This window comes from Lysinibacillus irui, assembly GCF_028877475.1.
GTDB lineage: Bacteria > Bacillota > Bacilli > Bacillales_A > Planococcaceae > Lysinibacillus > Lysinibacillus irui.
Genome location: NZ_CP113527.1, coordinates 198,330 through 219,029 on the forward strand (window position 1 = coordinate 198,330; position 20,700 = coordinate 219,029).

A 20,700-nucleotide genomic window follows, 5' to 3' on the forward strand; every position below is an offset into this window, starting at 1 on the left:
TTTTTTTATTGGAAGAGACATTGACCTAGTAGAAATTCGGCACTACTATAAAAGAAGGGAAGGGGGTCATCGAAATGATGTATCTCGGAATGATTTTCTTTCAAATTGTTGCACCTATTTTAGTGTTACTTATAGTAGGTGCTATCTTACAAAAGAGATTTCGCTTTAATTTAAAAGCGTTGTCTCAGCTTATTACATATTGCTTTATGCCAGCAGCTGTTTTTGTAAATTTATATGAGACGAGTGTAGAGCTGTCTGTACTGGCAGAGGTCGGATTGTTTATTGTGCTTTTTATTGGGAGCCAAATGCTACTCAGTCACCTTTTTGCGAAGTGGCTTGGTTTAGTTAAAACAGAGGCAGCAGTTTTTAAAAATAGTGTTGTGCTCATTAACTCTGGGAACTATGGCATTCCGGTAGCTCAAATGATTTTTGTAACACAACCTATTGGTGTAGCGATTCAGGTCATCCTTGTAATCTTTCAAAATATGACAACTTATACATATGGTTTGTATAATTTAATTTCCTCTACCAAATCAGGAATGACGATTATTAAAGATTTTTTTAAAATGCCCATCATTCATGCGTTGATTATTGGTGTAGCCATGAACTATTTTAATATCGGTATTCCACAGTTTATTAAAATACCAATAGACCATGTAGCAGATGGCTTTATTGCTGTGGCACTAATCACGTTAGGTGCGCAATTATCGCAGCTTGAAATCAAATCTATGTTTAATAAAACGGTTTTCGTCAGCTGCTTCACACGTTTAATTGTCGGACCAGCCGTAGCTTTAGCCATTATTTTTTTATTGGGGTTAGATGGAGTTGTCGCTCAATCACTATTTATAGCCAGTGCTTTCCCGACATCCCGCAATAGCTCTAGTCTAGCATTGGAATACGATGTGGAATCGGCAACAGCTGCCCAAACTGTTTTATTTTCAACTATTGTCAGCTGTATAACGGTAACAATAGTGATTTATCTTGCGGACGTATTATTTGCTTAATCAATAGAATATTAAAAAATAATGAATGGAAAACTTCCATCTCATAGTAATATCTGCTACACTAGCATCAAACTAAATAGTATTAACTAGGGGAGTCTGATGAGTCAGGCTGAGAGGGAAACGCTTAGAGGTTTCTTGACCCTTTGGACCTGATCTGGCTCATACCAGCGTGGGAAAGTTAAGAAACTATTGCATAGTATGTGTATGCAATTTCAACCTTTACATTCGTGGCCGGATCCAAATAATTATTTTGGATTCGGCCTTTATTTATTTGTTAGGGTGAGCTAGATCCGGTCCTTGTAACAAAAAACATTTAAGGGAGAGAAGTAGCTCATGTCAGCAATTAGTGAAAAGAACATTACGATTATGTCTAGCTTTGAAGGAAGCAAAAAGGTGTATGTTGAAGGTTCCCGTCCGGATATTTTAGTACCAATGCGAGAAATTGCATTAAGTCCGACAACAGGAAGCTTTGGAAATGAAGAAAACGCCCCTATTCGAGTATATGATACGAGTGGTCCCTATACAGATCCATCTTATCAAGTAGATATTACAAAAGGTTTACCTGCCTTACGAAGTGGATGGATTCAAGAGCGAGGAGATGTAGAAGCATATGAGGGCCGCTCTATAAAACCGGAGGATAATGGTTTTCGTCGTGCAGATGATCCGCGTAATCATGAAAATGTCTTTCCTGAATTGGCAAGAAAGCCTTTACGAGCAAAAAAAGGGAGAAATGTAACGCAGCTGCATTATGCAAGACAGGGGATTATTACACCTGAAATGGAGTTTGTAGCGATACGTGAAAATATGGATCCAGAATTTGTCCGATCTGAAATTGCAGCTGGGCGCGCTATTATGCCTTCTAATATTAATCATCCAGAGGCGGAGCCAATGATCATCGGTCGTAACTTCCATGTGAAAATCAATGCCAATATTGGGAATTCCGCGGTATCGTCTTCTATAGCAGAAGAGGTTGAAAAAATGACATGGGCAACACGCTGGGGTGCTGATAATATTATGGATCTTTCAACAGGTAAGCATATTCATACAACGAGAGAATGGATTATTCGAAATGCAGCGGTACCAGTGGGGACAGTGCCAATTTATCAAGCATTGGAAAAGGTAAATGGCGTAGCAGAGGATTTAACGTGGGAAGTTTACCGTGATACGCTTATTGAGCAAGCCGAGCAGGGTGTAGATTATTTCACGATTCATGCAGGTGTACTATTACGCTATGTTCCCCTTACAGCTAATCGTGTAACGGGAATTGTATCTCGTGGTGGTTCTATTATGGCACAGTGGTGTTTATATCATCATCAAGAGAATTTCCTTTATACTCATTTTGAGGAAATCTGTGAAATTATGAAGACTTATGATGTTGCTTTTTCTTTAGGTGATGGCCTACGTCCAGGTTCAATTGCAGACGCCAATGATGAAGCCCAATTTGCAGAGCTTGAAACACTAGGTGAACTAACACAGATTGCGTGGAAACATGATGTTCAAGTGATGGTGGAGGGGCCAGGTCATGTACCGATGCATCTGATTAAAGAAAACATGGACAAGCAATTAGAAGTTTGTAAGGAGGCGCCTTTTTATACGTTAGGTCCACTTACAACGGATATTGCTCCAGGCTATGACCACATTACATCGGCTATTGGGGCAGCGATGATTGGCTGGTTTGGGACAGCAATGCTCTGCTATGTGACACCAAAGGAGCACCTTGGCTTACCTAATCGCGAGGATGTTCGAGTGGGAGTAATTACGTATAAAATAGCGGCACATGCGGCAGATTTAGCGAAGGGGCATCCTGGTGCACAACGCCGAGATGATGCACTATCAAAAGCACGTTTTGAATTCCGCTGGCGTGATCAATTCAATCTATCTCTCGATCCAGAAAGAGCGGTGGAGTATCATGATGAGACTTTGCCAGCAGAAGGAGCAAAAACAGCACACTTTTGCTCTATGTGTGGTCCTAAGTTCTGTAGTATGCGAATTTCACAAGATATTCGAAATTATGCTAAAGAAAAAGACTTGAATACGACAGAAGCGATCCATCGAGGTATGAAGGAAAAGGCAGAGGAATTTAAAAAAGCGGGTAGTCAGATTTATCAATAATGTAAAAAGGCTTGTGTTGTAGTATCGACACAAGCCTTTTGTGATTAAAAAACTCCATGTGAGTGAAAAATTCACATGGAGTAAAAATTGGATTTGGATATCAATAATAAGTGGAATATTAAACGTTTGTTGGTTGTTTTACATATGGGTTTGTAAGATCCATACCTTCTAATGAAAGACCCATTGCTTTTGCTACACCTTCACCATATGCTGGATCTGCTAAATAGCAGTGAAGGATGTGACGGCGCTTGATGAATTCTTCAACAGAAGCCATATCATTTGCCGTATTTTCAAATAGACGTTGTTGCTCTTCTGCCGTCATAAGTCGGAATAGTTTACCTGGTTGTTCAAAGTAATTGTTGTCGTCTTCACGGAAGTCGTGAATACCTGCATGACCATCGATACGTAATTCAGGCTCTTTATAGTCTAAGTTATGCTCCCATTCACCATAGCTATTTGGTTCATAACCTAGTGTTGAACCAAGGTTGCCATCAAAACGCATTGCACCATCACGGTGGAAAGTGCGGAATGGACATTTCGGTGCGTTAACAGGAAGCATATAGTGGTTAACACCGAGACGATAACGCTGTGCATCTGCATATGCAAAGATACGACCTTGTAACATTTTATCTGGTGAGAAGCTAATACCAGGAACAATATTAGACGGTGCAAATGCAGCTTGTTCAACTTCTGCAAAATAGTTGTCCGGGTTTTTGTTTAACTCAAACTCACCCACTGGAATTAATGGGAAGTCTTTTTTATACCATACCTTTGTTAAATCAAATGGGTTGTATGGTAGCTCGCGAGCTTGCTCTTCAGTCATTACCTGAATGTACATTTTCCATTTAGGGAAATCGCCTTTTTCGATTGCTTCATATAAATCACGTTGTGAAGATTCGCGGTCTTGACCAATGATGTCATTAGCTTCAGCGCCAGTTAAGTTTTTAATGCCTTGCTCTGTACGGAAGTGGAATTTAACCCAAACACGTTCATTATCAGCATTGATAAAGCTATACGTATGAGAACCAAAACCATGCATATTGCGGTAACCAGCTGGAATACCACGGTCAGACATTACGATTGTCACTTGGTGAAGTGCTTCTGGTAATGAAGTCCAGAAATCCCAGTTAGAATTAGCGTTTTTCATATTTGTACGTGGGTCACGTTTTACCACGTGGTTTAAATCTGTGAAGTGTAATGGGTCGCGGAAGAAGAATACAGGTGTATTATTACCTACTAAATCCCAGTTACCTTCTTCTGTATAGAATTTAAGAGCAAAGCCACGGATATCGCGCTCAGCATCTGCCGCACCACGTTCACCTGCAACTGTAGAGAAACGTGCGAACATTTCTGTTTTTTTGCCAATCTCTGAGAAGATTTTAGCTTTTGTATATTGAGTAATATCATGCGTTACAGTAAAAGTACCAAATGCACCTGAACCTTTTGCGTGCATACGACGCTCAGGAATTACTTCACGGTTGAAATTTGCTAATTTTTCAACTAACCATACATCTTGAAGTAAAAGAGGGCCACGTGGACCTGCTGACATAGAGTCATGGTTACTTACTACTGGAGCGCCACCTGCTGTTGTAAAACGACGGCTACGATCATTTGCGTTTGTCATATTAGTTTACCTCCTGAAAAAAATGTGAGTCAAACTCTTCATCTATAACTATAACAAATATAAAATAGAATTGCTAGTACATTATAATAATTATCGTTAAAGAATTTATATATTTAAGTATAAACTATAAATATATGCGCTATACAGAAGTAATATACATAGTTTTTCACTTGAATTTTGCTTAGCTAATCTCAATTTGTAAAGTAATAAAGAGAAATGACTGCGTTAAAAATATCTTTATTGAAAATAAAGTGAGCTAATTGAAAACTATTTTAAACAAACTTTTATTTTTTTCTATATCGGTTTGGCGTAATACCAGTTTGTTGTTTAAAGATTTTAATGAAATAATTTGGATCATCAAATCCATTTAAATGAGCAATCTCACTAATTGCAAAATCTGTTTCTAGTAGCATTTTTGTAGCATGATGAATTCTAACTTGCTGTAAATAGCGCTTAAATGGCAGGCCTTGCTTCTTAGAGAAAATCGTACTTAAATAATTAGGACTAATTCCGAGCTTATGAGCAACAAAGGGTAGAGATAATGCACTATCTTTAAAGTGTTGATCAATTATTTCTAAAGCTAGTTCAACATAATCGGCTCTTTTCTCCATCCGGGCTTCTCTTGCTAACTCGATTAAAGTTTGTGTAAAAGAAATAATGCTGTTGAGAATAGTATAAAAAATAGGATGCTCGATAATGATGTGAAATAGCTGACGATAGTTTTGTTCAATAACAGCTTTTTCATGTAATTTATATTTCAACATAAAGCGCCGGATTTGTGCTAAGACACTTGTCAGATGAATACGTAAATCATCTTGTTCATAATAGATTCCCTCATTAGAAAGTCGATATAAAAAAGTTTTAACAGCCTCTAAGTTTCCATCTTCCAAACTACTTATTAATAATTGTTGCTCCTCTGGTGTTAGTAATGGATCAAAGGGCTGTGTTTCAAATTGTTTGCTGGCATAAAAAATATGACCAAAGCCTTCGTAAAAACTTTGATGTAGTGCACGCTTTGTTAATGCATACATATTTTTAATGGTTGTAGGTGTTCCATCATATATCCCGATATTTAAAGAACTATTACTAATCAAACGCCATTCCTTCATTAACGTTCGAACATCCTTCTCCACCATTTTTATATCGTCTGTGTCAAAAAGACATACGATTTTATTGGATAGAGGATATGTTTTCATATGGAAATGAATTGGAGTTTGTTGGAGCCAAGTGTAGAGCTTATTAAATGTCTCGTGATGCTCGGGTTCAATCATTGTAAAATGCAAAGTAGGTTCAATAGAGCTAGATTTGTTATCTAAAAATAATTGATAATAAAAGGAATCATTTGTCGCCTCTTGTGCATAATCTGTAATTTTTGGTGTGCGAAGAGAAATGGCAGCGAGTTTTTGCTTTAATAGTTCTAAGTCAATTGGTTTCACAAAAAGATGGGCAACCTGTAAATCAATTGCTTTTAATGCATTTTTAAATAGGGGTTCTGTCGTCATTGCTAGAATGGCACCGGATAGTTTTTGTAAATCTCGATAAAGAGCGTTTAAGCGATTATTAGGAAATAAATCGATATTTAAAAGAATCGCATCTGGTTCAAATTGTCGAATACTTTGAGTCACTTCTGAAATACTTGTACACATTTCAATAAAAACATCTCCAGGAAAATATGTATGTAAAAACCATTTTATGCCTGCTAATTCGGTTGGGTCACGATCAATTAATAACAGCTTCATACCATCAATCCTCCTTAAAATATTCTAGTTTCATATAAGATTACGATTATATTAATAAAAATAACATAAGAATCTGAAAAAAGTCTTGTTTTCTCTTTTAAAATTCTCTATATTCTGAAAAAGGTAGTTAGTACAATGTAAATAGAGTAATTGAACAACTATCAGCAACATCGAATTTTGCAATGAAAACGCTTAAAAGTGTTTTAATGCTGATGTTTTAACTATTACGATGAAATAAATCCCCCAGTGGATTTCGCAGATTTTGAAGAGGAGCTTTTTGAGCAATTTCGAGAAAATCTGGACGCATTGTTTTTCTACGTAAAAGCTAAGCGTCAACGGCTATGATGCCAAGGCGTAATTGATTTACATAGTTACATAAGGGAATAGGAGGATGTCATGTGAATTCGATCATCGAGCTTGATGGCAATACATTAACAAGACAACAAATTGAGGAAATCGTAAAGGGGCAAGCAACTGTAGCACTTTCTGCAGATAGTTTAGAACGAATTCGTTTAAGTAGAGAGCGTATCGAAAAACGTTTAGCAGAAGGGCAAACGATTTATGGTGTAAATACAGGGTTTGGAAAACTCAGCAATATAAAAATTGAAGAAGAAGATATTGAATTATTACAGTTGAATTTACTACGTTCAGATGCAACGGGTGTTGGCGAACCATTCCCAACTGATGTTGTACGCGCAATGATGGTGTTACGTGCTAATGCATTGGCTAGAGGATTTTCTGGTATTCGTGAAGAAACCGTCCAGCTATTATTAGATCTTATTAATAAAGGCGTGCATCCAATTGTTCCATCACAAGGTTCGGTAGGAGCAAGTGGTGATTTAGCGCCATTATCCCATTTGGCATTAGTATTAGTGGGTGAAGGTAAGGCAGAGTTCAACGGAGAAAAAATGAGTGGTAGCGAGGCGTTAAAGCAAGCTGGATTAACACCAGTTCGACTACAAGCGAAAGAGGGTCTGGCACTTGTTAACGGTACGCAAGCAATGACAGGTATTGGAGTTTTAACGGTCAATGAAGCTGAACGAATTGGACTTGCAGCAGATATGGCGGCTAGTTTGACGCTAGAAGCATTGAAGGGCATTACGTCAGCATTTGATCCAGCGCTATTAGCTGTAAGACCACATCCAGAATTAGAGCTGGTTGGTGGACGTATTCGTAAGTGGCTTGATGGTAGTAAACGTGTAACAAAGCAAGGGGAAATTCGCATGCAAGATGCGTATTCGCTACGCTGTATTCCGCAAGTACACGGTGCATCTTGGCAGTCATTTTTCTATGCAGAGAACCGCGTTCAAACGGAAATGAATGCTACGACAGATAATCCGATTGTATTAGAGAGTGGTGAAGTATTGTCGGGAGGTCATTTCCATGGTCAACCGATTGCTTTAGCAATGGACTTTTTGAAAATTGGTGTAAGTGAATGGGCTAATATTTCAGAACGTCGTACAGAACGTATGGTAAATCCACAGCTTAACGAAGGCTTACCGCCATTTTTAGCGACAAATCCTGGAATTGAATGTGGACTGATGATTGCACAATATACAGCGGCTTCCATTGTCTCAGAAAATAAAGTCTTGGCACATCCCTCTAGTGTGGATTCTATTCCGACATCAGGCAACCAAGAGGATCATGTGAGTATGGGCACAACTTCGGCTCGTCAAGTACGTCAAATTGTTCACAATGCGGCTCGTGTTATAGCAATAGAGTTGATTTGTGCATCACAGGCAATTCATTTAGATAAAGCGGAAGAGCAATTATCTCCAACAACTCGAAAGTATTTAGAAAAAGTGCGTGAATTCTGTCCACCATTATTAGCAGATCAACCAATCGGTGATGAAATTGAAGCATTGGCTAAGTATTTATTAGCAAGTGATGATCTAGTTAATGAGTATGTGTAAATTAATTGAATAAACTTGTTAGAAATCAAAGTTAAAAGCTCTTTCTAAATAATATCTGAGGGGGACTTGGATGGAATTTCAACAACAAGAGCTGAGGCAAGACTCGGTTTTCCGAGCTTCCTCCGCTTTGAAAATGATTATATGCAGTTTAGTTGGAATATTCAGTTTCTTTGTTTCGTTTGAATGGCAAGGCAAAGATACAATCTTAATCGATCATATTGTGAACTTTATCCGTGCAGAGGTACCACTATTGGTGACTGCATATGTTCTGATCATGCTCGTAGGGGGAGCATTACTTCCATTTTTAACTAAAAAATGGAATAACTCAATTGTTAGTATTGTGTTATCTATTTTTAAAGTGTGTGGAATGGTAGCAGGAATTTTATTAATTTTTAATTTAGCACCGGGATGGCTAGCGAACGAAAGTATTGGACCGTATTTGATGGAGAAGCTTATTAAGCCTGTAGGAGTACTGATTCCAATTGGTTCATTATTTCTAGCACTTCTTGTAAGCTATGGGCTACTTGAATACATTGGTGTGTTAACGCAACCGTTTATGAAGCCAATCTTTAAAACACCTGGACGGTCAGCAGTTGATGCTGTTGCCTCATTCGTGGGTAGTTATTCGGTTGGTTTACTTCTAACAAACCGTGTCTATATGGAAGGGCGTTATACAGCGAAAGAAGCTGCTATTATTGCGACCGGCTTCTCTACTGTATCGGCAACGTTTATGGTAGTCATTGCGAGTACGCTTGATATTATGCAGCATTGGAATGCATTCTTCTGGGTATCGCTCGTAGTAACATTTGTGGTCACGGCCATAACAGCTCGTATATATCCACTTCGTTCAATGAAGGATGAATATTACCAGGGTTCGACACCTATGCCCGAAAAGATCGTTAAGAAGGATCGTTTTAAGGAAGCTTGGCGACAAGCGATGGAGGCTGTAGAGCAAAACCCACCTTTATCCAAAATTTTATGGATGAATTTGAAGGATGGTTTCATTATGGCAATGGGTGTTATTCCTTCTATTCTATCAATAGGTTTACTTGGATTGGTTCTTGCGACGTACACGCCTATTTTTGATTGGTTAGCTTATATTTTTGTACCTTTCACTTACGTACTACAAATTCCAGAGCCATTTTTAGCAGCCAAGGCACTATCTTTATCGCTTGCAGAGGTATTTTTACCAGCACTTGTCGTGACACAAGCACCACTCGTAACAAAATTTATTGTAGCAGTAGTATCCATTTCGGCTATATTGTTCTTCTCAGCCGTTATTCCACTAATTTTATCATCTGAAATTCCATTGACGTTGCGTCAAATTTTACTGATTTGGTTTGAGCGTGTCGTATTAACTTTAATTATCGTAACACCTATAGCATTTTTACTATTTTAAAGGAGAGTGTTTTGTATGGTATTCAAAACAGAAATTCGTGCACCACGTGGAAATGAACTAACATGTAAGGGTTGGACACAAGAAGCAGCTATGCGTATGTTAATGAACAATTTGGACCCAGAGGTTGCAGAAAACCCGGATGAACTGATTGTTTATGGAGGTATTGGTAAGGCTGCCCGTAACTGGGAGAGCTATGAACAAATTATTGCTTCTTTAAAAGAATTAGAAAATGATGAAACATTGCTCATTCAATCTGGGAAGCCAGTAGCTGTTTTCCGTACACACGAGCATTCCCCACGTGTATTAATTGCCAATTCAAACCTTGTTCCTGCATGGGCAAATTGGGATCATTTCTATGAATTAGAAGATAGAGATTTAATGATGTATGGTCAAATGACTGCAGGAAGCTGGATTTATATTGGTGCTCAAGGTATTTTACAAGGTACTTATTTATCGTTTGTTGAAGCAGGGAAAAAAGTATTTGGCACTGCGGATTTACGTGGTAAATTCATCCTTACAGGTGGTATGGGTGGCATGAGTGGTGCACAGCCATTAGCTGGAAAAATGGCAGGAGCTGTAATTCTAGTTGTTGAAGTAGAACGTGCACGCATTGAACGTAAAATTAAAGAAGGTTACTGTGATTACATTGTGGAAACGGTGGACGAAGCAATTGCCTTAGTGAATAAATTACGTGACCAAAAAGAGCCTGCATCAATTGGTCTTGTTGGTAACTGTGCAGACGTCAATCGTGAACTGCTAAATCGAGGGATTATTCCAGACTTTGTAACAGATCAGACATCTGCACATGACCCTATTAATGGCTATGTACCAAACGGCATGACATTTGAAGAAGCACTAGAACTGCGTAAATCAGATGTTAAAACATATGAACGAAAAGCGAAAGAAACAATGGCAGAACATGTGCGGACAATGCTAGAGTTCCAAGAAGCGGGCGCTGAAGTATTTGATTATGGTAATAACATTCGTGCATACGCTAAAGAGATGGGTGTAACAAATGCCTTTGATTTCCCAGGCTTTGTACCAGCATATATTCGTCCATTGTTCTGTGAAGGCAAGGGTCCATTCCGTTGGGCGGCTCTTTCAGGAGACCCAGAGGATATTTATAAAACAGATGCACTTGCGAAAGAGATGTTCGCTGAAGATGAAGGCCTTGTTAACTGGATTGATATGGCGCAAAAAATGGTTAAATGGCAAGGCTTACCTGCACGTATTTGCTGGTTAGGCTATGGTGATCGCCACCGTTTTGCATTAAAAGTAAATGAAATGGTTGCCAATGGTGAATTATCAGCGCCAATTGTCTTTGGCCGTGATCATTTAGATTCAGGTTCAGTGGCATCGCCAAACCGTGAAACAGAAGGAATGTTGGATGGTTCGGATGCAGTATCCGATTGGCCAATTTTAAATGCTCTTGTCAATACAGCGAGTGGTGCAAGCTGGGTAAGTGTACACCATGGTGGTGGTGTTGGAATGGGTTATTCCCAACATGCAGGCCAAGTGCTAGTAGCAGATGGATCTGAGCTTGCTGCAGAAAAAATTGCACGTGTATTAGTTTCAGATCCAGGGATGGGCGTTGTTCGTCATGCAGATGCAGGCTATGACATTGCTATTAATACAGCGAAAAACAAAGGTGTGCATATACCAATGTTAAAGGGTGATGTGAAGTGACCATTTTAATCAAGAATGCCAATGAAGTGATTACATTAAAAAGTAACATACAAGGTCCGCGTACGAAGGAACAAATGCGTGAAATTGCGGTGGTAGAAAACGGCTCTGTTCTTATTGAGGCAGATCATATTGTTGCTGTTGGAGCTTTGGATCAACTAGAGGTAGACTTTCCTGATTTAGTAAAGAAAGCGGAGACTATTGATGCTTCAGGTAAGATAGTTATGCCAGGGTTAGTTGATTGTCATACACATTTAGTACATGGTGGGACTCGTGAACAAGAGTTTAATATGCGACTTAATGGTTCTACCTACATGGAAATTATGAATGCTGGTGGTGGCATTCACGCTACAACTAAACGTACACGGGAAACTAGCTTTGAAGATTTATATGAAAAAACGATGCAACACTTAGATGTATTTTTAAAGCATGGTGTGACAACAGTTGAAGCGAAATCAGGCTATGGCTTGGATTGGGAAACAGAAAAGAAGCAGCTGGAGGTAGCAAAACAATTACAAGCTACACATGACATTGATGTCGTGAGTACATTTATGGGAGCGCATGCAGTACCGCGAGACTATAAAGGTCGTGAGGATGAATTTGTTGATGTCGTCATCAAGGATATGTTACCTAAAGTGGCCGAGCTAGAACTAGCTGAATTTAATGATGTATTTTGTGAAAAAGGTGTATTCACACCAGAGCAATCTCAACGAATTTTAGAAGCCGGGAAAGCACTTGGTTTAACCCCGAAAATACATGCTGATGAAATCGAGCCATATAAAGGTGCAGAGCTTGCTGCGGAAGTAGGGGCAATTTCGGCAGAGCATTTGTTAGTGGCATCGGATGAAGGTATTAAAAAAATGGCTGAAGCAGGTACAATTGCTGTCTTGCTACCGGGAACAGCATTCTTCTTACGGGCACCATTTGCAAGAGGACGCCTAATGATTGATGAAGGGGTGCCCGTAGCAATCTCAACGGACTTTAATCCTGGATCATCTCCGACAATGAGTCTACCATTTATTATGAATTTAGCTTGTATGCATATGGGTATGACATTGGAGGAAGTATTAACAGCTACAACGATTAATGCGGCTTATGCACTGAATCGGGGCGAACAAATAGGGTCCCTTGAAGCGGACAAAAAAGCGGACGTTGTGATTCTAGATGTTGCTAATTACAAGCAATTACAATACTTCTACGGTATGAACCATACACATACGGTCATCAAAAATGGTCAAGTTGTTGTGCAAAATGGAATTCTGCTGAAAGATCAATAATATTATGGGCATAAATAAGGCTAGAAAGCTTTATTTATGCTTTTTTTATATATAGGTTGCAATTACTTTGGTAAAAGATTATAATCAATTTAAATAGTAATTCATGAATTACAAATTACTAAAACCTTGATATTGATTGAAGGGGTTACTCAATGAAAAAATTTCATACTGAAGAAGAAGTGCTTGCGAATTATGATTCTTCAAAATATCAAACACCTGATGGGTATACAGCGGATATTGCTATTTTTACAATTACGTCAGAGAAAATAGAAGAAAAAGCACCTCCTCAAATGACACTGAAGATTATGTTAATTAAGCGTGCGGCAAAAGATGCTGAAGGAAACCAGAATATTGAAGGGGGAAAATGGGCACTTCCAGGAGGATTTGTAGATGCTGTTCAAAAGGAAACAGCATATATCGCTGCTAGAAGAGAATTAAAAGAAGAAACAAATGTAGAAGGTTTACATGTACAACATTTTGGTGTTTATGATGAAATCGATCGAGATCCACGTGGTTGGATGATATCGAATGCGTTTTATGCAATTGTTCCTGAGACATATATAGAGCAACGCCAAGCTAATGATGATGCTGATGATGTACAGTTATTTGATATAGAAAATGTATTTTCGCTACAGTTAGCTTTCGATCATCGAAGAATTATTACAGATGCGTTGGAATTTATTAAAAGGGATATGATACAAACGACAGTTGCCAAAAACTTTTTACCACAAGAGTTTACTTTATCTGAATTACAGCGGGTGCTCCTGACAGTTGGAGAAGATCCTCGAATTTCAAATGATTCAGTATTTTTTACAAAAGCACCTAAATTACCTTTTATCCAAAAAGTGTTAGATGAGGAAGGTAAACCGAAGAAAACGAAACGCAATTCATTTAGGCCTTCACAACTTTATACATTCACTGATTTTGAAATAGTGGAGTCCATCTATCATTAGGAAAGAGCCATCTTTCCTGATTGTTTTAAATGAAGTAATTTGTAATTTTTATATTACTAATTAATAAAGTGGAGTGATGAGACGATGATGAAAAAACGTGCATTAATTAATATTGATTATACAGTGGATTTTGTAGCGACAGATGGAGCTCTTACTTGTGGAGAGCCTGGGCAGTTACTCGAACATACAAATGTTGAATTAACAAAGGAATTTATTAAGAACGGTGATTTTACAGTTTTTGCGATAGATGTTCATGAACAGGGGGATGTCTACCATCCAGAAACAAAGCTATTCCCACCACATAATATTCGAAATACAGAAGGTAGAAATTTATATGGAGCATTAAAGCAACTATATGAGGCAAATAAAGAGCAGGATTGCGTCTATTACATGGATAAAACACGCTACTCTGCTTTTGCAGGAACAGATTTAGAATTGAAATTACGTGAAAGAGGAATTACTGAGCTTCACTTAATCGGCGTTTGTACAGATATCTGTGTTCTTCATACAGCAGTAGATGCTTATAATAAAGGGTTCGATATTGTCATTCATAAAGATGCTGTTGCCTCCTTTAACCAAGCAGGACATGAGTGGGCGTTAGGGCATTTCGAGCACACGCTCGGTGCCACTATTATTTGACAATAAGGGATGGAGGAGAAAACATGAAATATGCAGACGATAGCTTCATGTTACACACAGATTTATATCAAATTAATATGGTTCAAGCTTATTGGCAAGATGGTGTTCAACAACGAAAAGCTGTTTTTGAGCTATATTTTAGAAAACTTCCATTTGGCAATGGCTATGCGGTATTTGCTGGTTTGAAAAAAGTGATCGATTTTATTAATAACTTTAGATTTTCCCAAAGTGATATTCAATATTTACGAGAAGAGGGGAAATATCCAGAGGATTTTCTTCAATATCTGCAGGAGCTTAAGTTTACAGGAAGCATAAAGGGAATGAAAGAGGGTGAACTTGTCTTCGCCAATGAACCTATCCTGCGAATTGAAGCACCATTGGCAGAGGCCCAATTAATCGAAACCCCTTTGTTAAATATTGTGAACTACCAAACGCTCATCGCCACAAAGGCTTCACGTATCAAGCAAGTGACAGGTGAGGATATTGTTATGGAGTTCGGCACTCGACGTGCACATGAATTTGATGCTGCAATTTGGGGTACTCGGGCTGCTTATATAGGTGGATTTTCTGCAACAAGTAATGTGAGAGCGGGGAAATTGTTCGGTATTCCTGTGTCAGGAACTCATGCCCATGCAATGATTCAAACCTATCGAGATGAGTATACTGCTTTTAAAAAATATGCAGCAGCTCATAAAGACTGCGTTTTCTTAGTAGATACTTATGACACGCTACGTTCAGGCGTTCCTAATGCTATTCGTGTGGCAAAGGAGCTTGGAGATCAGATTAATTTTGTTGGTATTCGTTTAGACAGTGGCGATTTAGCCTACCTTTCAAAAGAGGCAAGAAAAATGCTAGATGAAGCAGGGTTTACAGAAGCTAAAATTATGGCTTCGAATGATTTGGACGAATATACAATCATGCATTTAAAATCGCAAGGTGCGCGAATCGATGCATGGGGCATCGGAACAAAGCTAATTACAGCCTACGATCAAGCTGCTCTTGGTGGAGTATACAAATTGGTTTCTATTGAAGATGAGAGGGGAGAAATGGTTGACACCATTAAAATTTCAGCAAATCCTGAGAAAGTAACTACACCAGGGCGTAAACGTGTTTACCGTATTATTAATAATGAGAATGGTCATGCTGAAGGGGACTATATTGCATTAGATGAAGAAAACATAGAACAAGAAGAAAGATTAAAAATGTTCCACCCTATTCATACGTATATTAGTAAATTTGTTACGAATTTTTCAGCAAAAGAGTTACATGAAAGTATTGTCGAAAAGGGAAAAGTGATTTATGAGGAGCCGACTCTTCAAGAAATTCAAGCATATGCGAAGGAAAATTTACGTTTGCTCTGGTGTGAGTACAAACGAACAATGAATCCAGAAGAGTATCCAGTCGATTTAAGTCAAGCTTGCTGGGACAATAAAATGGCAAGCATACAGACAATTAAAGAAAAAATCTCACAAGGAAACAGCAGGAGGTAGAGAAAATGGCGAGGATAGGTATTTATGGTTCATCTTTTGACCCTATTACCAATGTTCATCTTTGGACAGCAAGTACGGTCGCACACCGCTGTAAATTAGATAAAGTTATCTTTTTGCCATGCTCAAATAAACGCAAAGATAAAACGATAAAAACCGCTGATATTCATCGTTGGAATATGCTACAGCTCGCTATTGCTAAGGACGATCGTTTTATTGCAGATTCCTATGAGATGGACCAAGAAGGCTGGAACATCTACACATATGACACGATGAAATACTTTAGAGAAAAACATCCAGATGATGAAGTCCATTTTATCATGGGGGCTGATTTATTAGTGGATATTGGTGCAGGGCTGTGGAAAAAAGGCGACGCATTAGTAGCAGAAAATAAATTTATTGTAATGGCAAGACATGGAATTGATATGCTGTCCACGATTAGTCGTTCTCCTATATTAAGGAATCATGATGATGGTAGATTCCATCTAATCGATAAAGGGCTAGCGATGGAAATTAGTTCTACCTATATTCGAGAAGAATTTGCTATGCGGGGAGAACCAAGATACCTCTTGCCTAATGCATGTTACGACTATATTAAAGAACATCATCTTTATCAAAAATAGTAAAGTACGGTTAAAAGTGTGGATAGGTGCCACACTTTTTTAATTTTGAAAAGATGGTGAATTTTATCATATGCTCCTCTAGGTAAGCTATAATAAAAAGAGCAATAACATACAATCTTTTTGCTGGTAATAATTATAATGATTAATGTTAGAAAGGAATTCATGGATGTGCAACTTACATTAACATTTCTTATTTTAGGAGTAACGATTTTCGCATTTGTGACCAATAAAGTACGGGCAGATCTTGTAGCAATTGTGTCACTTCTAGCATTTGTCATTACGAATATTTTAACGCCGGCCGAGGCATTAGCTGGTTTTTCTAACTCTGTCGTTTTAATGATTGCAGGGTTATTTGTCGTGGGTGCAGGAATTTTACGGACAGGACTTGCAGGAATGGCAGGGCAACTTTTACTTAAGTGGTCTGGTAATAGTGAGCTAAAACTATTTGTGTTACTGCTTATTATTGTAGGATCAGTCGGTGCCTTTATGAGTAATACCGGTACTGTAGCACTAATGATGCCGATAGTCGTGAGTATAGCAATTAGTATGAAAGTCAGCCCTTCTAAATTTCTTCTACCACTTTCATATGTAGCAAGTCTTTCTGGGCTGATGACTTTGATTGCATCACCAACAAATTTAATCGTTAGTCAGTTATTGGTCGACCGAGGCTATCATAAACTTGGCTTTTTTGAAGTGACCCCTATTGGTATTATCGGGATGATTGCGGGGATAACTTACTTAGTACTTGTGCGTAATATTTTGTTACCAAAGGATCGTAATCGAACTCAGACAAATGAGGGGTATAAACTTTCACCTAAGAAAATTATTAAGCAATATGATTTAAATAATCGCCTATTTAAAATCTCTGTTCCTGATGAATCACCTATTATTGAAACATCTTTAGCAGAATTAAAACTGCCAGCTACGTATATGCTTTGTATGATGAAAATTCATCGTAAATCTCAGGAGGGCATTAACTTATTACCGATGACTTATCAAGAAATGGCTGGTCCAACAAGTGTTATACATGCAAAAGACGAGCTATATGTTCAAGGTGAAGAAGAGGATATTCGTCGGTTTGTTGAGGATTATCAGCTTGAGATGCAAGGATTAGTAGAAGGAGAAGCCGACGAACTAGTATCGAAACATCTTGGTATTGCAGAAGTATTGCTCACACCTAATTCAAGCTTTATCAATGAAACGGTCAGCTCTCTTGGATTCCGAGAAAAATATAACTTAAATATCATTGGTATTAATCGTAGAGGTGGCTATAAGCTCCAAGATATGGTTTCACATAAATTGAAATTTGGAGATGCGATATTAGTGCAAGGAGCATGGGATGAAATTCTTTTGTTAGCAAGAGAGACCCAGGATGTTGTGGTTGTCGGTCAGCCTAAGGAACATGCAAGTGTAGCAGCGGCTACAGGCAAAGCTGGTATTGCAGGTATTATTATGTTGTTCATGATTTTTTTGATGGCATTCGAAATTTTTCCTGCTGTCATCTCGGTCATGATTGGTGCTGTCCTAATGATATTGACGGGTTGTTTAAGAAACATGGAAGATGCCTATAGCAATATGAATTTTGAAAGTATCGTGCTTGTAGCTGCTATGCTGCCAATGGCGACAGCATTAGAAAAAACAGGAGGCATGGCTATTTTATCTGATGGGATCATCAATGCTCTAGGCGATTTCGGACCTTATGGTGTACTAATAGGTGTTTATATTTTAACTGCTGTATTTGGTCAATTTATTAGTAATACAGCAACTGCAGTATTGTTTGCGCCGATTGCCATGAGTGCCGCCATTGCAATGGATGTAAGTCCCACAACATTTATGATTGCAGTTGCGGTAGCCGCAAGTATGGCATTTGCTACACCAATTGCTTCCCCAACAAATGCACTAGTAATGACAGCAGGGGGCTATAAATTTATGGACTTTGTCAGAATAGGGGTTCCATTACAAATTGTTATGTTCATTGTCATGATGGTAGCCATCCCATTCTTTTTCCCATTTTAAAATCTCAGGCTATCCATCTAAAGGAATCGAGAAGTACTTCTCGATTCTTTTCTAATTGATCACGTGGAGTAGATTTGATGTTTCGTCCGTCATAAATGTAAATGAAAAAGAACATAGAGAAAGTCTCAACTTTTTTAGTCTATCTTTAGGTTGAAAACTCAATTTTAATATTCAATTATTTTGATTATAGTTCTAAAAAAAACTACTAAATTATTATCGAGGGATATGCTAAAATAAAATACAACAGCTAGTGAAAACATCTTTATTAGCCAAAATATTTTATGTTATTAATATAGGAAGTTTTCCTGCTTTGAGAAAAAACTTAATTTTTTTTTAGAAAAAGTGTTGACCTTTTAAAAATAAGGGTGTAGTATTATACAAGTCGCCACGGTGACACGCTAAAATAAAGCAAAACATGAACCTTGAAAACTGAACAAGCAAAACGTAATCAATAAAGTTTTAAGTAACTAGTTTTGGCTAGTGAACGAAACAAAATTTTGGACATCAAAATTGATGCCAGCAAAACAATTTGAGCTAATCAAATTTCTTTTATGGAGAGTTTGATCCTGGCTCAGGACGAACGCTGGCGGCGTGCCTAATACATGCAAGTCGAGCGAACAGAGAAGGAGCTTGCTCCTTTGACGTTAGCGGCGGACGGGTGAGTAACACGTGGGCAACCTACCTTATAGTTTGGGATAACTCCGGGAAACCGGGGCTAATACCGAATAATCTGTTCCACCTCATGGTGGAACACTGAAAGACGGTTTCGGCTGTCGCTATAAGATGGGCCCGCGGCGCATTAGCTAGTTGGTGAGGTAACGGCTCACCAAGGCGACGATGCGTAGCCGACCTGAGAGGGTGATCGGCCACACTGGGACTGAGACACGGCCCAGACTCCTACGGGAGGCAGCAGTAGGGAATCTTCCACAATGGGCGAAAGCCTGATGGAGCAACGCCGCGTGAGTGAAGAAGGTTTTCGGATCGTAAAACTCTGTTGTAAGGGAAGAACAAGTACAGTAGTAACTGGCTGTACCTTGACGGTACCTTATTAGAAAGCCACGGCTAACTACGTGCCAGCAGCCGCGGTAATACGTAGGTGGCAAGCGTTGTCCGGAATTATTGGGCGTAAAGCGCGCGCAGGCGGTCCTTTAAGTCTGATGTGAAAGCCCACGGCTCAACCGTGGAGGGTCATTGGAAACTGGGGGACTTGAGTGCAGAAGAGGAAAGTGGAATTCCAAGTGTAGCGGTGAAATGCGTAGAGATTTGGAGGAACACCAGTGGCGAAGGCGACTTTCTGGTCTGTAACTGACGCTGAGGCGCGAAAGCGTGGGGAGCAAACAGGATTAGATACCCTGGTAGTCCACGCCGTAAACGATGAGTGCTAAGTGTTAGGGGGTTTCCGCCCCTTAGTGCTGCAGCTAACGCATTAAGCACTCCGCCTGGGGAGTACGGTCGCAAGACTGAAACTCAAAGGAATTGACGGGGGCCCGCACAAGCGGTGGAGCATGTGGTTTAATTCGAAGCAACGCGAAGAACCTTACCAGGTCTTGACATCCCGTTGACCACTGTAGAGATATAGTTTCCCCTTCGGGGGCAACGGTGACAGGTGGTGCATGGTTGTCGTCAGCTCGTGTCGTGAGATGTTGGGTTAAGTCCCGCAACGAGCGCAACCCTTGATCTTAGTTGCCATCATTTAGTTGGGCACTCTAAGGTGACTGCCGGTGACAAACCGGAGGAAGGTGGGGATGACGTCAAATCATCATGCCCCTTATGACCTGGGCTACACACGTGCTACAATGGACGATACAAACGGTTGCCAACTCGCGAGAGGGAGCTAATCCGATAAAGTCGTTCTCAGTTCGGATTGTAGGCTGCAACTCGCCTACATGAAGCCGGAATCGCTAGTAATCGCGGATCAGCATGCCGCGGTGAATACGTTCCCGGGCCTTGTACACACCGCCCGTCACACCACGAGAGTTTGTAACACCCGAAGTCGGTGAGGTAACCTTTTGGAGCCAGCCGCCGAAGGTGGGATAGATGATTGGGGTGAAGTCGTAACAAGGTAGCCGTATCGGAAGGTGCGGCTGGATCACCTCCTTTCTAAGGATTATTTCGGAATACAAACCTAGGGTTTGTAAGATTACGTTTTGCGTTCAGTTTTGAAGGTTCATTCTTCCGAATGAAATACTTCAAATATTTGCTCCTGTCGCTACGCTTTCGTCGCAAAGCTG

General features: G+C 39.3%; 13 protein-coding genes, 1 rRNA gene and 1 riboswitch. Of the genes, 12 read left to right on the forward strand and 2 right to left on the reverse strand.

Going from position 1 to position 20,700, the window contains the following annotated elements; all coding sequences use genetic code 11:
- Nucleotides 1–74: 74 nt before the first annotated feature.
- Both OU989_RS00985 and thiC read left to right on the forward strand, forming a co-directional pair.
- The gene (locus tag OU989_RS00985; protein ID WP_274795261.1) at nt 75–1,004 is read left to right on the forward strand and encodes an AEC family transporter; all 930 of its coding nucleotides are present in this window, start codon (nt 75–77) and stop codon (nt 1,002–1,004) included.
- A gap of 78 nt (nt 1,005–1,082) precedes the next feature.
- Nucleotides 1,083–1,197, forward strand: a riboswitch (TPP riboswitch).
- A 140-nt stretch (nt 1,198–1,337) separates the two neighbouring features.
- On the forward strand, nt 1,338–3,116 hold the full coding sequence (gene thiC, locus OU989_RS00990) for a phosphomethylpyrimidine synthase ThiC (RefSeq protein WP_274795262.1): 1,779 nt from the start codon (nt 1,338–1,340) through the stop codon (nt 3,114–3,116).
- A 118-nt stretch (nt 3,117–3,234) separates the two neighbouring features.
- On the opposite strand, the gene OU989_RS00995 is transcribed toward thiC, so the two are convergent.
- Both OU989_RS00995 and OU989_RS01000 read right to left on the reverse strand, forming a co-directional pair.
- Complete coding sequence (locus OU989_RS00995) at nt 3,235–4,740, reverse strand: catalase (RefSeq protein WP_274795263.1); 1,506 nt, start codon at nt 4,738–4,740, stop codon at nt 3,235–3,237.
- 284 nt (nt 4,741–5,024) lie between these two features.
- The gene (locus OU989_RS01000; RefSeq protein WP_274795264.1) at nt 5,025–6,479 is read right to left on the reverse strand and encodes a helix-turn-helix domain-containing protein; all 1,455 of its coding nucleotides are present in this window, start codon (nt 6,477–6,479) and stop codon (nt 5,025–5,027) included.
- A gap of 398 nt (nt 6,480–6,877) precedes the next feature.
- On the opposite strand from OU989_RS01000, the gene hutH reads away from it, so the two are divergent.
- From hutH to OU989_RS01050, 10 genes are all read left to right on the forward strand, one after another.
- The gene (hutH, locus tag OU989_RS01005; RefSeq protein ID WP_274795265.1) at nt 6,878–8,392 is read left to right on the forward strand and encodes a histidine ammonia-lyase; all 1,515 of its coding nucleotides are present in this window, start codon (nt 6,878–6,880) and stop codon (nt 8,390–8,392) included.
- Nucleotides 8,393–8,462: 70 nt separating this feature from the next.
- A complete protein-coding gene (locus OU989_RS01010; RefSeq protein WP_274795266.1) occupies nt 8,463–9,791 on the forward strand; it encodes a YjiH family protein in 1,329 nt (442 codons plus the stop codon).
- A gap of 15 nt (nt 9,792–9,806) precedes the next feature.
- The gene (gene hutU, locus OU989_RS01015; protein ID WP_274795267.1) at nt 9,807–11,477 is read left to right on the forward strand and encodes a urocanate hydratase; all 1,671 of its coding nucleotides are present in this window, start codon (nt 9,807–9,809) and stop codon (nt 11,475–11,477) included.
- Nucleotides 11,474–12,751, forward strand: a complete 1,278-nt coding sequence (gene hutI, locus OU989_RS01020) for an imidazolonepropionase (RefSeq protein WP_274795268.1) — start codon at nt 11,474–11,476, stop codon at nt 12,749–12,751. Before hutU ends, hutI begins: the two co-directional genes overlap by 4 nt.
- A 152-nt stretch (nt 12,752–12,903) precedes the next feature.
- Nucleotides 12,904–13,704 carry an NUDIX domain-containing protein gene (locus OU989_RS01025; RefSeq protein WP_274795269.1) on the forward strand — a complete coding sequence of 267 codons (801 nt, stop codon included), beginning with the start codon at nt 12,904–12,906 and terminating at the stop codon, nt 13,702–13,704.
- Between the two features lie 84 nt (nt 13,705–13,788).
- Nucleotides 13,789–14,343, forward strand: coding sequence for a cysteine hydrolase family protein (locus OU989_RS01030; protein WP_274795270.1), 555 nt, complete (start codon nt 13,789–13,791; stop codon nt 14,341–14,343).
- 23 nt (nt 14,344–14,366) lie between these two features.
- Nucleotides 14,367–15,833: a nicotinate phosphoribosyltransferase gene (locus OU989_RS01035; RefSeq protein ID WP_274795271.1), complete on the forward strand. Its 1,467-nt coding sequence runs from the start codon at nt 14,367–14,369 to the stop codon at nt 15,831–15,833.
- Between the two features lie 5 nt (nt 15,834–15,838).
- Nucleotides 15,839–16,453, forward strand: a complete 615-nt coding sequence (nadD, locus tag OU989_RS01040; protein WP_274795272.1) for a nicotinate-nucleotide adenylyltransferase — start codon at nt 15,839–15,841, stop codon at nt 16,451–16,453.
- Nucleotides 16,454–16,615: 162 nt separating this feature from the next.
- The gene (locus OU989_RS01045; RefSeq protein WP_274795273.1) at nt 16,616–18,469 is read left to right on the forward strand and encodes an SLC13 family permease; all 1,854 of its coding nucleotides are present in this window, start codon (nt 16,616–16,618) and stop codon (nt 18,467–18,469) included.
- A gap of 548 nt (nt 18,470–19,017) precedes the next feature.
- Nucleotides 19,018–20,569 (forward strand): 16S ribosomal RNA (locus OU989_RS01050).
- Nucleotides 20,570–20,700 lie beyond the last annotated feature (131 nt).

Bases quoted from the DNA above. Each gene is read 5' to 3' on its own strand.
- OU989_RS00985 (WP_274795261.1), top strand. From the start codon at position 75: ATGATGTATCTCGGAATGATTTTCTTTCAAATTGTTGCACCTATTTTA.
- thiC (WP_274795262.1), top strand. From the start codon at position 1,338: ATGTCAGCAATTAGTGAAAAGAACATTACGATTATGTCTAGCTTTGAA.
- OU989_RS00995 (WP_274795263.1), bottom strand. From the start codon at position 4,740: ATGACAAACGCAAATGATCGTAGCCGTCGTTTTACAACAGCAGGTGGC.
- OU989_RS01000 (WP_274795264.1), bottom strand. From the start codon at position 6,479: ATGAAGCTGTTATTAATTGATCGTGACCCAACCGAATTAGCAGGCATA.
- OU989_RS01010 (WP_274795266.1), top strand. From the start codon at position 8,463: ATGGAATTTCAACAACAAGAGCTGAGGCAAGACTCGGTTTTCCGAGCT.
- hutU (WP_274795267.1), top strand. From the start codon at position 9,807: ATGGTATTCAAAACAGAAATTCGTGCACCACGTGGAAATGAACTAACA.
- OU989_RS01025 (WP_274795269.1), top strand. From the start codon at position 12,904: ATGAAAAAATTTCATACTGAAGAAGAAGTGCTTGCGAATTATGATTCT.
- OU989_RS01030 (WP_274795270.1), top strand. From the start codon at position 13,789: ATGATGAAAAAACGTGCATTAATTAATATTGATTATACAGTGGATTTT.
- OU989_RS01035 (WP_274795271.1), top strand. From the start codon at position 14,367: ATGAAATATGCAGACGATAGCTTCATGTTACACACAGATTTATATCAA.
- nadD (WP_274795272.1), top strand. From the start codon at position 15,839: ATGGCGAGGATAGGTATTTATGGTTCATCTTTTGACCCTATTACCAAT.
- OU989_RS01045 (WP_274795273.1), top strand. From the start codon at position 16,616: ATGGATGTGCAACTTACATTAACATTTCTTATTTTAGGAGTAACGATT.